This window comes from Ralstonia sp. TCR112 (assembly GCF_007997035.1).
Lineage (GTDB): Bacteria > Pseudomonadota > Gammaproteobacteria > Burkholderiales > Burkholderiaceae > Ralstonia > Ralstonia edaphi.
In genome coordinates, this window is sequence record NZ_VOSS01000026.1 from 21,832 (window position 1) to 35,878 (window position 14,047).

6 protein-coding genes and 2 pseudogenes are annotated in these 14,047 nt (G+C 65.5%); 5 read left to right on the forward strand and 3 right to left on the reverse strand.

Going from position 1 to position 14,047, the window contains the following annotated elements:
• The first annotated feature begins 95 nt into the window (after positions 1-95).
• Complete coding sequence (locus FUT88_RS09325; protein ID WP_186829267.1) at positions 96-1,790, forward strand: ArnT family glycosyltransferase; 1,695 nt, start codon at positions 96-98, stop codon at positions 1,788-1,790.
• 85 nt (positions 1,791-1,875) lie between these two features.
• Here FUT88_RS09325 and FUT88_RS09330 read toward each other — a convergent pair whose 3' ends face one another.
• The 3 genes from FUT88_RS09330 to FUT88_RS09340 all read right to left on the reverse strand — a co-directional run bounded on the left by FUT88_RS09330 (position 1,876) and on the right by FUT88_RS09340 (position 4,458).
• The gene (locus FUT88_RS09330; RefSeq protein WP_147214726.1) at positions 1,876-2,334 is read right to left on the reverse strand and encodes a DUF333 domain-containing protein; all 459 of its coding nucleotides are present in this window, start codon (positions 2,332-2,334) and stop codon (positions 1,876-1,878) included.
• Between the two features lie 122 nt (positions 2,335-2,456).
• Positions 2,457-3,743, reverse strand: coding sequence for an ATP-binding protein (locus FUT88_RS09335; RefSeq protein WP_147214727.1), 1,287 nt, complete (start codon positions 3,741-3,743; stop codon positions 2,457-2,459).
• Positions 3,727-4,458, reverse strand: a complete 732-nt coding sequence (locus FUT88_RS09340; protein ID WP_147214728.1) for a response regulator — start codon at positions 4,456-4,458, stop codon at positions 3,727-3,729. The genes FUT88_RS09335 and FUT88_RS09340 overlap by 17 nt, the downstream gene beginning before the upstream one ends.
• 253 nt (positions 4,459-4,711) lie before the next feature.
• On the opposite strand from FUT88_RS09340, the gene FUT88_RS09345 reads away from it, so the two are divergent.
• From FUT88_RS09345 to FUT88_RS09360, 4 genes and pseudogenes are all read left to right on the forward strand, one after another.
• On the forward strand, positions 4,712-6,106 hold the full coding sequence (locus FUT88_RS09345) for an MdtA/MuxA family multidrug efflux RND transporter periplasmic adaptor subunit (protein WP_147214729.1): 1,395 nt from the start codon (positions 4,712-4,714) through the stop codon (positions 6,104-6,106).
• Between the two features lie 57 nt (positions 6,107-6,163).
• Positions 6,164-9,298 (forward strand): MdtB/MuxB family multidrug efflux RND transporter permease subunit, encoded by a 3,135-nt coding sequence (locus tag FUT88_RS09350; protein ID WP_147214730.1) that lies wholly within the window; start codon positions 6,164-6,166, stop codon positions 9,296-9,298.
• Positions 9,295-12,395: pseudogene (locus FUT88_RS09355) on the forward strand (multidrug efflux RND transporter permease subunit). The gene FUT88_RS09350 and the pseudogene FUT88_RS09355 overlap by 4 nt, the downstream one beginning before the upstream one ends.
• Positions 12,396-12,397: 2 nt before the next feature.
• A pseudogene (locus FUT88_RS09360) lies at positions 12,398-13,901 on the forward strand (efflux transporter outer membrane subunit).
• The last annotated feature ends 146 nt before the right edge of the window (positions 13,902-14,047 follow it).

A 14,047-nucleotide genomic window follows, 5' to 3' on the forward strand; every position in this document is an offset into this window, starting at 1 on the left:
AGGATCATAGACATTTGGCCAGGCTAACCATCCGCTAATCCGGCATCGACTAGAATCCTACCCTTTCCGACCGTGCCCGCGAAGTTCATCCCAGCATGGAATCCCGCCTTGTTTCTTCCCGCCGTTCGCCGTGGATGGCGTTGATCGTTGTCGCGCTCATCGGCGTGTTCCTCGCGCTGTGGACGGACGACCTCTTCCAGCGCTCCACCCTGTTCCGGCCCGATGAAGGCCGCTATGCGGAAATCCCCCGCGAGATGGTGGCCTCCGGCGACTGGGTGACACCGCGTCTGAACGATCTCAAATATTTCGAAAAGCCGCCCCTGCAGTACTGGACGACCGCCGCCACGTTCGAGGCATTCGGGGTCAACGCCTGGGGTGCACGCCTGTGGCCGGTGCTGTTCGGCCTGGGCGGAATCCTGATGACGGCATGGACGCTGGCCGTCTATCGCGGCGGGCGCACGGCGGCGACGGGCGCAGCGATTTTGGCCTCGTCGCTGCTGTATCTGCTGTTCGGGCAAGTCATCACGCTCGACATGGGCGTGGGCTTTTTCCTGACCGTCGGTGCGTGCGGCTTTGCGCTGGCGCAGCGGTCGGGCGCATCGCGTGGCGGACGGCTCGGCTGGATGCTGGTGGTCTGGCTGGCGCTGGCCGGCGCGACGCTTACCAAGGGGTTGATCGGGCTGGTCGTCCCGGGCTTGATCGGCGTGGCCTATCTGCTGATGACGCGCGACTGGGCGCTGATCCGCCGCATGCATTGGCTGCCGGGCCTGGCGCTGTACCTGATCGCCACGGCGCCGTGGTTCGTGATCGTGCAGCAGCGCAATCCCGAGTTCTTCAACTTCTTCTTCATCCACGAGCATTTTCAGCGCTTCCTCACCAACGAGCACCATCGCAGCGGCAAGTGGTGGTACTTCATCGCGGTAGGCGCGGCCGGGTTGCTGCCGTGGACGCCGCTGCTGTTTGCGGCCATCGGCCGGCGCCTGGGCCGCGTGGCTGATCTCTTTGTCGGCACGCGGCAGTTTGACCTGATGCGCTGGTCGATTGCCTGGGCGGGGATGATCTTCCTGTTCTTCTCAGCCTCCAGCTCGAAGCTGCCCGGCTACATCGTGCCCGCCTTCCCCGCGCTGGCCATTGTGCTGGCGCTGGCGCTGGAAAAAATGCCGACGCGCGCCGTGGCGTGGTCGCTGGGTGTCAATCTGCTGATCGCCATTGGGCTGTGGTTTGCCGTGCCGACGATCGGCGCCAAGGCCGGCGCAAAGATGCCCGCCGAACAGGTGGCGCTGGCCATGCCGGCACTTCGCGAAGTGATGGCCATGCTGGCCGTCGGCACGTTGGCCGCGCTCGCAGCCTTGCGCTGGCAGCGGCGCACCGTCGCCGTGATCGTGCTGTCGATCTCCGCCCTGTTCTGCTGGGACCGCGTGCTCAACGCCAGCGAAATCTTCCGCGATGCATTGTCTGCCCGCGATCTCATCGAAAAGACGTTGAATGCGACGGGCCCGATTCCGCCCGAAACGCCGTTCTACTCGGTCGAATGGCTGGACCAGACGGCCATCTATTATCTCGGGCGGCCGATGACGCTGGTGTCAGGCTTTGACGAACTGGAAATGGGCGCCGGGCTTGAACCGAGCAAGGTCGTTGCCACCACCGACGAGTGGATCCGCCGCTGGACCGACGGGCCGCCGGCCTACGCCTTTATGCGCCGCACGACATGGCAGAACCTGCAAGCCGCCGGCGTGCCGATGCGGCTGGTGGCGGAGTCCGCCGACAAGGTGGTGGTGGCGCGGCGGTAAGCGTCACCAAACCGATCGCTTCTTCCAAAACAAAAGGGCCGCAGACGTTGCGGCCCTTTTTGTTACCTGCAGCGACTGCCGGCGCTTACCACGTGCAACTGCCGCGCAGGAATGCCCATTCCTCGCATTCATCCCCGCCGGGGCTCACGCAGGTGCCCACCTCGGCGCCATTCGCACGCGTGGAAAATTCAAGCTGACCGCCGCGCTGCAGGCAATACGTGGATGCCGGATTCGCCATGCCGGGCGTTGCGCGCGGCGGTTCGGTGTCAGCAGCAGGCGGTGCGGTGTAGGTCGGCGGCGGAGTCGGCACCGGCTGCATGGCAGGTGAAGGCGGCAGCGTCGTGACAGGTGCAGGTGCAGGTGCAGGTGCAGGTGCGGGGGCCGGCGAGGGCGGCGGCGCGGGCTGGATGATCGTGCGCGGCGGCTCCCACGGAGGCATCGGCGACGAGCAACCCGCTAAGCCCATCGCCAGCACACATGCGGCAACGGCAGCGGTCATGCGGGCCTGGCCAGCATCCTTGACGAGACAGACAGCGCGATTCATGCGTTTCCTCCCGGAGTTCTGGTGAGCGCACGCAACAAGCGTGCTTGCCTCGCCTAGGATAGCTTACGCAACCGCGTGCCCATATGTCAGTCGGGCGATTGGACGAATGGACGATCGGGCGATCAAGCCGCCGCAGTCGACACCGGAAACCGCATGGTGATGCGAAAACCGGGCGCGGACGCATCCGCCGCCGTCGGTCCGACCGCGAGGTCGCCGCCAAGATGACGCACCAGCCGATCGACGATCGCCAGGCCCAGCCCGCAGTGCGCGTTGCCGCCCCGCGCCGGGTCCAGGCGCACAAAGGGCCGCATGACGCGGTCAAAGTCGGCCGCGGGGATGCCGGCGCCATGATCTTCCACCGTCAGCGTGTAGCCGGCATCGTCCACGGCGGTGCGCACGTTGACGGGCTCCGCGCCATACGCGAACGCGTTGTCGAGCAGATTGACGACGATGCGCTCCAGATGCGTCGGCTTGAGGCGGAAGCGGTCCCCCGCATGCAGATCGAGCGCGACATGCTTGCCCTGCTCGGCAAACGGCTGCACCAGGCCGCGCAGATGGCGGTCGACCGACACCTCGCGCGCCTCGCTGTCGCCGCTTTGGGCATAGGCAAGAAACTGCTCGACGATGGCCGACATGGACTCGACATCGCGCTCGATACCCGCGCCGGCTTTCTGGTCGACCAGCATTTCGGCGCGCAGGCGCAGACGCGACAGCGGCGTCTTCAGGTCATGCGCAATGCCGGCCAGCATGGTGTTGCGCTCTTCGTCAGTGGCGGACAGGTCAGCCGCCATATGGTTGAACTGCTCGGTCAACTGGCGAAGCTCGTAGGGGCCGCGCTCCTTGAGCGGGGGCACGTATCGACGGCGGGCCAGCGCACCGGCTGCATCGGCCAGCTCGCGCACGGGGCGTTGGATCTGCCACGCCGCGAAGAGCGAAAACGCAATCGCAATCGCCAGCACCACCATCACGCCCGGCACCACGGCGGAAATGGTGGGCGGCGCATGCACCCACACCAGCGGCATGGCGATCCACTTGTTGCGCTGCGGAAAGCGCACGAACACGCGCGGCGTAGGGCCCGCTTCCAGCCGCAGCTGCGTGTCGGAAGGCAAGCGGCGCGCAAGCTGACGCACCAGTTCCGCAGACTTATCGGATGCCGACGAAGCGTCGCCTGCAGGCGGTTCATCGGTTTCGGTCACGAGATCTGGCAGCTTCACGCGCAGATGCCCATCCATCGCTGCCTGAAACGCCTGCAGCTGGAACGCCATCTGGTCTACCGACGCCTGGAACTGCCGCTCGCGCCGCTCCGCGCGCAGCACGCCCAGCCACGAGAAATGGCTGAGCACGAGCACCACCACGATCAGCACCGCCAGCCGGCCGAACAGCGTGTCGAATCTAGCCTTGAACTTCATTGACTTCTTCCCGCTCGTCCGGCACGAAGGTGTAGCCGCGGCCGCGTACGGTCTGGATATAGCGCGGGCGCTGCGCGTCTTCTTCCAGCACGCGACGCAGGCGCCAGATCTGCACGTCGATGCCGCGGTCCGACACGCCGCTGCCCGGCCCGTACATCAACTCGACGATGTGCTCACGCGTGAGCACCTGCATGGCATGCCCGATCAGCAGCTTGAGCAGCGCGAATTCGGTATCGCTGATGGAAAGCGCGCTGTCGCCGCGAAACAGCGTACGCATGCGGAAATTGAGCTTGAACGGGCCGAAGCTGAAGCTGTCGCGGTCTTCCGGCGCCGAGGCCGGCACGGCCAGGCGCCGGCGCAGCACGGCGTTGATACGGGCGAGCAGCTCCCGCGGTGAGAACGGCTTGCCGAGATAGTCGTCGGCGCCGATTTCCAGGCCGATGATGCGATCGATCTCGTCGCTGCGGGCCGTGAGCAGGATGACGGGCACGTCGTCGTTGCGGGCGCGCAGGTCGCGCAGGGCGGACAGCCCGTCCACCTTGGGCATCATCAGGTCGAGGACGACCAGCGCGGGGCGCTCGCGCTCGAGCCGGGCAGCCAGCCCGTCGCCGTCGTGCAGCACGGAAACGGCAAAGCCCTGCTGGGTCAGGTATTCGCGCAGGAGGTCGCGCAGTTCGACATCGTCATCGACGACCAGGATCTTTGTGCCGCTCATCTGTCTGGTGGAGTGTCTGGTAGACGCAGGAAGGTGTGCTCATGATAGCGACTGTGGCCACCATGAATCGCGCGCACTTTCACCATATTGTTTCGCCCGGTAACACCGCAATGGGTTTGTAATCTGCCGTAATAGAACCCGCAGCGCGACTAATTCTGCGCAAAGACGTTGCCTTTAAGCTGCGGTCTGACTGGCACGGGCGCCCGCTATCATGTGCGCTCGTCCCCATATTGCCAAGAACAGGAACGCCAACATGTCCGACCCCAAGGACCAGAAGCCCGGTCAGTTTGATGACGCCGGTCGCCGTACGCACGACGGGACAGAGACGCCCCACGAGGTGTCTCCGGCGCTGCTGCCGCCCCCGCGCGAGGGTGGCAAGCGCCGCCGCTGGGGCATCTTGGTGGTGATCATTCTCCTGGTGCTGATCGGTTATGCGGTCTATCACGCCAAGTATCGCAACGCGGGCGGGCCGGGTGGGCCAGGTGGGCGGGGCGGGCCAGGCGGACGCGGCGCCGCCATGGCCAACAAGCCGATGCCGGTAATGGTCGGCACAGCCGTCAAGGGCGACATCAACGTGGTGCTGTCGGCGCTGGGCAATGTCACGCCGGTCAACAACGTGACGGTCAAGACGCGCGTGGACGGCCAGCTCGTGCGCCTGGCGTTTACCGAGGGCCAGACCGTCAAGGCCGGCGACCTGCTCGCCGAGATCGACCCGCGCACCTATCAGGCGCAGCTCGCGCAGGCGGAAGGTCAGCTGGCGCGCGATCAGGCGCTGCTGCAGAACGCGAAGCTCGACCTGCAGCGCTATCAGACGCTGCTTTCGCAGGATTCGATCTCCAAGCAGCAGGTGGATACGCAGGCCGCACTCGTGCGCCAATACGACGGCACGGTCAAGCTGGACCAGGGCAACGTCGACAACGCGCGCGTGCAGCTTTCCTATACGCGCATCACGGCGCCGGTGTCGGGCCGGGTCGGCCTGCGCCAGGTCGATCCGGGCAACATCGTGCATGCGTCCGACACCAACGGCATCGTCGTCATCACGCAGATCGACCCGATCACGGTCATCTATTCGATTCCCGAAGACAGCCTGCCCAAAGTCATGCCGCGCCTGCAGTCCGGCGACAAGCTGCCGGTGGAAGCATGGGACCGCAGCCAGACCACGCAGCTCGCGCGCGGCGTGCTCATGACAGTGGACAACACCATCGACAACACCACGGGCACCGTCAAACTACGTGCGCAGTTCCCGAACCAGAACGCGATGCTGTTCCCCAACCAGTTCGTGAACGTTCGCATGCGAGTGGATACGCTGCGCGACGTGGTGATCGTGCCAGGCGCCGCCATCCAGCGCGGCACGCAGGGCACCTTCGTCTACGTGGTCGGCGACGACAACAAGGTGGCGCTGCGCGTGGTCAAGCTGGGCGTGACCGAAGGTGAGCGCGTGTCGGTGGCGCAAGGCCTGCAGCCCGGCGAGCGCGTGGTGATTGATGGTGCCGACAAGCTGCGCGACGGCTCGCCGGTTGAGGTGATCCAGCCGGGTGCCGCCGCAAGTGCCCCCGCCGCCGGCCAGGCCCATCAGGGCGGGCGTCATCGCCGGGGCCAGGGAGGCGCTTCGGCACCCGCGGCGAGCGCCCCGGCTGCCAAACCGTAAGCCCTGAGTCGTGCATTGCGTGCACGCGCCTGACGAAGTCTTCTGTTCCGAGCTGGCATGAATCCCTCCCGAATCTTCATCCTCCGGCCCGTGGCGACCACGCTGTTGATGGTCGCCATCCTGCTCTCGGGCCTGGTGGCGTACCGGATGCTGCCGCTCTCTGCGCTGCCGGAAGTCGATTACCCGACCATCCAGGTGACGACGCTGTACCCGGGCGCCAGCCCCGACGTGATGACATCGTCCATCACCGCGCCGCTGGAGCGGCAGTTCGGGCAGATGCCGGGCCTCAAGCAAATGACGTCGTCCAGCTCGGGCGGCGCTTCGGTCATCACGCTGCAGTTCGATCTGTCGCTCTCGCTCGACATTGCCGAGCAGGAAGTGCAGGCGGCCATCAACGCGGCCGGCAACCTGCTGCCGAACGATCTGCCGATGCCGCCGATCTACAGCAAGGTGAATCCCGCCGACGCGCCGATCCTCACGCTGGCGATCACGTCCAGCACGATGCCGCTGCCCAAGCTGGAAGATCTGGTCGACACGCGCATCGCGCAGAAGCTGTCGCAGTTGCCGGGCATCGGTCTGGTCAGCATCAGCGGCGGGCAGCGGCCGGCTGTGCGCATTCAGGCAAACACGTCGGCGCTGGCGGCACTGGGCTTGTCGATCGACGACATCCGCACCGCCATCGGCACGGCCAACGTCAATGGGGCGAAGGGTAGCTTCGACGGCCCGGCGCGTGCCTCCACCATCGACGCCAACGATCAGCTCAAGTCGGCTGCCGAGTACGGCAAGATGATCGTCGCCTACAAGAACGGCGCGCCCATCCGCCTGACCGATGTGGCGCAGATCGTTGACGGCGCCGAAAACAGCAAGCTGGCCGCGTGGTCCAACACCACCCCCGCGATCATCCTGAACGTGCAGCGCCAGCCGGGCGCCAACGTGATCGAAGTGGTCAACCGCGCCAAGGCCCTGCTGCCGCAACTCAAGGAGACGCTGCCCGGCAACGTGGAGGTGTCGCTGCTGACCGACCGCACCACGACCATCCGCGCCTCGGTATCGGATGTGCAGTTCGAGCTGATGCTCGCCGTGGCGCTGGTCGTGATGGTGATCTTCCTGTTCTTGCGCAACGTGCCGGCCACGGTCATTCCGGCGGTGGCGGTGCCGTTGTCGCTGGTCGGTACGTTTGGCGTGATGTACCTGGCAGGTTTTTCGATCAACAACCTCACGCTGATGGCGCTCACCATCGCCACGGGTTTCGTGGTGGACGATGCCATCGTCATGATCGAAAACATCGCCCGCTACATTGAAGACGGCGACCCGCCGATGGAAGCCGCGCTCAAGGGCTCAAAGCAGATCGGCTTCACCATCATCTCGCTCACCTTCTCGCTCATCGCAGTGCTGATTCCGCTGCTGTTCATGGGCGATGTGGTGGGGCGGCTGTTCCGCGAGTTCGCCATCACGCTGGCGGTATCGATCCTGATCTCGGCGGTGGTGTCGCTCACGCTTACGCCGATGATGTGCGCACGCCTGCTCAAGCACATTCCCGAAGCCGAGCAATCGCGCTTCTATCACGCTGCGGGCGCGTTTTTCGACAACGTCATCGCGCGGTACGGCCGCATGCTGCAATGGGTGCTTGACCGGCAGAAGACGACGCTGCTGGTGGCCATCGGCACGCTGGTGCTGACGGGGCTGCTGTATGTCGTGGTACCCAAAGGCTTCTTCCCGGTGCAGGACACGGGCGTCATCCAGGGCATTTCGGATGCGTCGCAGTCGATCTCGTTTTCGGCCATGGCCGAGCGGCAGCAGAAGCTGGCCGAAGTCGTGCTCAAGGACCCGGCGGTCCAGAGCCTGTCGTCGTTCATCGGCGTGGATGGGGTGAACACCACGCTCAACAGCGGCCGCATGCTCATCAACCTCAAGCCGAAGGACGAGCGCGACGCCGACGCCACCGAGATCATCCAGCGCCTGCAACCCGAACTGGCCAAGGTGGCGGGCATCTCGCTGTACATGCAGCCGGTGCAGGATCTGACGATTGAAGACCGCGTCAGCCGCACGCAGTACCAGTTCACCGTCGAAGACCCGGACCCGAACAACCTTTCGAAGTGGGTGCCGAAACTGGTCGAACGCCTGCAGCAGACCCACGAGCTGCGCGATGTGGCAAGCGACTTGCAAGACAACGGCTTGCGCGCCTACGTGCAGGTCGACCGCGATAAGGCGGCGGTGTACGGCATCACGATGGCGGCCGTCGACAGCGCGCTGTACAGCGCCTATGGCCAACGTCTGGTGTCGACCATCTTCACGCAATCGAACCAATACCGCGTGGTGCTCGAAACCGACCCGAAGATGCAACTGGGGCCGCAATCGCTGTATGACCTGCACGTGGCATCCAGCAGCGGCCAGCAGATTCCATTGGGCGCGTTTGCCACAGTGGTGGAGCAGCCCGGCTCGCTCGTGGTGAACCATCAGGGCCAGTTCCCGGCGGCGACCATTTCGTTCAACCTGGCGCCGCGTGCATCGCTGGGCGCAGCGGTCGACACCATCAATGCGGTCGAAGAGGAAATCGGCTTGCCGGCCAGCATGCAGACGAGTTTCCAGGGCGCGGCGCTGGCGTTCCGCGCGTCGCTGTCGAACCAGCTGTGGCTGATTCTTGCGGCCATCATCACGATGTACATCGTGCTGGGCGTGTTGTACGAAAGCACGATTCACCCCGTGACGATCCTGTCGACGCTGCCGTCGGCCGGCGTGGGCGCCCTGCTGTCGCTGCTGGTGTCGGGCAAGGACATGGGCATCATTGCCATCATCGGGATCATCCTGCTGATCGGCATCGTCAAGAAGAACGCGATCATGATGATCGACTTCGCGCTGGAGGCCGAGCGCGAGCAGGGCATGGCCCCGCGCGACGCCATCTACCAGGCGTGTCTGCTGCGCTTCCGCCCGATTCTGATGACGACCATGGCCGCCCTGTTGGGCGCCCTCCCGCTGATGCTGGGCACAGGCGTGGGCTCCGAGCTGCGCCAGCCGCTCGGCATCACGATGGTGGGCGGCCTGCTGGTCAGCCAGGTGCTGACGCTGTTCACCACGCCGGTCATCTATCTGGCCTTCGACAACCTTGGCGCACGCATGCGTGACTGGCGCGCGCGCCGTGCCGCCCGACGCCACGGTGCGGCTGGTGCCAACCAATCCGGCGGACCGCAATGAACCTGTCCGCCACCTTCATCGCGCGGCCGGTTGCCACGGCGCTGCTGACCATCGGTGTGGCGCTGGCCGGTATCGCAGCGTTCCGCCTGCTGCCCGTGTCGCCGCTGCCGCAGGTGGATTTTCCGACCATCTCGGTCAGCGCATCGCTGCCGGGCGCCAGCCCCGAAACCATGGCGGCCACCGTGGCGACGCCGCTGGAACGCTCGCTCGGCCGTATCGCGGGCATTACCGAGATGACGTCGTCCAGTTCGCTCGGTTCGTCGCGGATCACGCTGCAGTTCGATCTGTCGCGCGACATCGACGGCGCGGCGCGCGATGTGCAGGCGGCCATCAATGCTTCACGCAGCCTGCTGCCCTCTGGCCTGCCGAGCAACCCGACGTATCGCAAGGTCAATCCGGCCGACGCGCCGATCATGATCGTCGGGCTGACGTCCGACACCAAGTCGCGCGGCGAGCTGTACGACGCGGCCTCGACCATCCTTGCGCAGAAGCTGTCGCAGATCAACGGCGTGGGTCAGGTCACCATCGGCGGTGCGTCGCTGCCTGCGGTGCGGGTCGAGCTGAACCCGATGGCGCTGAACAAGTACGGCATCTCGATGGAGACCGTGCGCACCGTCATCACCAGCACGAACGCGAACAAGCCCAAGGGCATGATGGAATCCGGCGACCGCGTCTGGACCATCTACGCCAACGACCAGGCCAAGAAGGCCGTCGAATACCAATCGCTCATCATCGCCTGGCGCAATGGCTCGCCGGTGCGGCTGGCCGACGTGGCCGAGGTGACTGACAGCGTGCAGGACATCCGCAACTACGGCTCGGCCAACGGCAAACCTTCGGTGCTGCTCATCATCAGCCGGCAGCCGGGCGCCAACATCATCGACACGGTCGACCGCATCAACGACATCCTGCCGTACCTGCGCAATACCATCCCCGCGCAGATCAACCTCGATGTGATGATGGACCGCACGCCCACCATCCGCGCCTCGCTCAAGGATGTGGAGCGCACGCTGGTGCTGTCGATCGCGCTGGTGATCATGGTGGTGTTCCTGTTTCTGCGCAACGTGCGGGCGACGCTCATTCCCAGCGTGGCCGTACCGGTCTCGCTCATCGGCACATTCGGGGTGATGTACCTGTGCGGTTACAGCCTCGACAACCTCTCGCTGATGGCGCTGACCGTCGCGACCGGCTTTGTCGTGGACGATGCCATCGTCGTGCTGGAAAACGTCTCGCGCCACATCGAAAACGGCATGCGGCCCATGCAGGCTGCGCTCAAGGGCGCGCGCGAAGTCGGCTTCACCGTGGTGTCGATGAGTCTGTCGCTGATTGCCGTCTTCATCCCGCTGCTGATGATGGGCGGCATCGTCGGCCGGCTGTTCCGTGAGTTTGCGGTGACGCTGTCGGTCGCCATCCTGGTGTCGCTGGTGGTATCGCTGACCACCACGCCGATGATGTGCGCACGCTTGCTCAAGCCCGCCGCCGAGGAAGAACACGGCTGGTTCCATCGCAAGACCGAAGGCTTCTTCACCTTCCTGCTTGATCTCTACCGCAACTCGCTGGCGTGGGCGCTGCGGCACAGCTGGCTCACGCTGCTGATCCTGCTGGCTACGGTGTGCCTGAACGTCTACCTGTACATCATCGTGCCCAAGGGGTTCTTCCCGCAGCAGGACACCGGCCGGGTGATCGGCTTCATCCAGGCGGACCAGTCGATCTCGTTCCAGGCGATGCGCACCAAGCTGACCGACTTCATCACCATCGTGCGGCAAGACCCCGCGGTGGAGAACGTGGTGGGCTTTACGGGCGGCAGTCAGCGCAATACCGGGCAGATGTTCATTCAGCTCAAGCCGCTGGCCGAGCGGAAGATGTCTGCCGACCAGATCATCAACGATTGCGCGGCAAGCTCGCGCGTGAGCCGGGCGCGAGCCTGTTCCTGCAATCGGTACAGGACATCCGGGTGGGCGGTCGGGCCAGCAACGCGCAGTACCAATACACCCTGCAGGCCGACGATCTGAACGAGCTGCGCGCGTGGGATCCGAAGATCAAGCAGGCGCTCACGCAGGTGAAGTCGCTGACGGACGTCAACACCGATACGCAGGACAAAGGCCTGCAGACATCGCTTGTCATTGACCGCGACAAGGCCAAATCGCTCGGCATCAACCCGAGCGATGTCGACAACGCCCTGAACAACGCGTTCGGGCAGCGCCAGGTATCGACCATCTACAACCCGCTCAACCAATACCGTGTTGTGATGGAAGCCGCACCGCAGTACTGGCAAAACCCCGACGGCCTGCGCGACATCTACATCATCACGTCGACGGGTGCGCAGGTGCCGCTGTCGACCTTCTCGCATTACGAGCCCACCAACACGGCGCTGGCCGTCAATCACCAGGGGCAGTTTGCGGCCAGCACGATCTCGTTCAACCTCGCGCCGGGGGCATCGCTGTCGGGCGCCACGCAGGACATCCAGGACGCGATGAACCGCATCGGCGTGCCGTCCTCCGTGCACGGCAGTTTCCAGGGCACCGCCAAGGCGTTCCAGGATTCGCTCTCCAGCCAGCCCGTGCTGATCCTGTTTGCGCTCATCACCATCTACATCGTGCTGGGCGTGCTGTACGAGAGCTACGTCCACCCCATCACGATTCTCTCGACGCTGCCTTCGGCCGGTGTGGGGGCGCTGCTGGCGCTGATCATCACGGACACGGACTTTTCGATCATCGCGCTGATCGGCGTGATTCTGCTCATTGGCATCGTCAAGAAGAACGCGATCATGATGATCGACTTCGCGCTCGAGGCTGAGCGCAGCCAGGGCATGAGCCCCGCAGATGCGATCTTCCACGCCTGCGTGCTGCGCTTCCGGCCGATCCTGATGACGACGATGGCCGCGCTGCTGGGCGCCCTGCCCCTGGCGCTCGGCCACGGGGACGGCGCGGAGCTGCGCACGCCGCTGGGCATCTCCATCGTCGGCGGCCTGCTGGTCAGCCAGATCCTCACGCTCTACACCACGCCGGTGGTCTACCTGGCGCTCGACCGGCTGCGCCTGCGTCGCGCCGGCCGCAGCAAAGACGCACCGCTGCCCGCATTGGATTCGCAAGGAAGCTGAACATGACAAGAGGCACCCAAGCCCTTCGCACCTCGTTGCTCGCGCTGGCCGCGTGCGCGCTCGTCTCGGCCTGCGCGTCGGCCCGACTACAAGCGGCCCGACGCCGAAGTGCCGCAGCAATACAAGGAAGCCGGCGACTGGAAAATCGCTGACCCGAGCGACGCCATCGCCCGCGGCAAGTGGTGGGAAATCTTCAACGACCCGCAGCTGAACGCGCTGGAAGAACAGGTCGCGGCCGCCAACCAGAACATCCTGGTGGCCGAGGCGCAGTACCGCCAGGCCCAGGCGCTGGTGCAATCCGCGCAGGCTTCGTTCTTCCCGACGCTGGGGGCCAGTGCGTCGGCCACGCGCAGCCGTTCCGTGCGCACGTCGGTCAACCCGGACGGCAGCCTGTCGACCGGCAACCCGAGCCTGCTCAATTCGCAGAGTCTGTCGCTGAACGCCAGCTGGGAGCTGGACTTGTGGGGCCGCATCCGCCGATCGGTGGAGTCGAACAAGGCCAGCGCGCAAGCCGGCGCAGGCGATTTATCGTCCGCTTTGCTGTCCGCCCAGGCGACGCTTGCGCAGAACTATTTTCAATTGCGTGTCACGGATACCCAGAAGGCCGTCTTGCAGCGCACCGTTGCGGACTACGAGCGCTTCCTGAAGCTCACGCAAAACCAGTACGCCGTGGGCGTGGCGCAGCGCTCCGATGTGCTGACCGCGCAGACGCAGCTCAAGCAGTCGCAGGCGCTGCTGCTGGATACGGAAGTCACCCGCGCACAACTCGAGCACGCCATTGCGGTGCTGATCGGCAAACCGCCGGCGGAGTTTTCGCTGGCGCCGGCCACCGCTGCCAGCGTGGCCGACTTGCCGGCACTGCCCGCCATTCCGCTGGAAGTGCCATCGGCCGTGCTGGAGCGGCGCCCCGACATTGCCGCCGCCGAGCGCCGCATGGCCGCTGCCAACGCGCAGATCGGCGTGGCCAAGGCCGCGTACTTCCCCACGCTCACGCTCGGGGCATCGGCCGGTTTGGCGGCCAACACGCTTTCGCGCCTGGCGACGCTGCCCAGCCGCGTCTGGTCGTCGGCCCCGACGCTGGCGGCCACGCTGTTCGATGGCGGCGCGCGTGCCGCTGCCGTCGACAAGGCCGGCGCTGCTTACGATGCGTCGGTCGCAACGTACCGGCAGACCGTGCTCGGCGCGTTCCAGGATGTTGAAGACAACCTTGCCGCGCTGCGCTGGCAGACGCAGGAATTTGCGGTACAGGCGGACGCCGTCAAGGCCGCACAGGAAGCCGCGCAGCTCAACCTGAACCGGTATCGCGCCGGCACGGTGAGCTTCCTGGAAGTCATCACGGCACAAGCCACGGCCTACAGTGCCGAGCGCACGCTGCTCACGCTGCAAGGCAAGCAGTATTCGGCAGCCGTGCTGCTGGTGAAGGCGCTGGGCGGCGGCTGGCACGGCGAAGTGCCGGTGGTCGGCCAGGCGGCGCTGCAGCCGGCTTCCGCCCCGGCCGCCCAATAACCCTTCTGGCATTGCCGGTGGCCGACGACGTTTCGCCGCCGGCAATGTCCCCTTGTGCGTAAGCACGCACGCAGTCGGATAGTTCCCCCTATAATCGTCGGAATTTGTTCCGGACCGTCCCGATCATGTGGGCGGGCGGGTGCAGC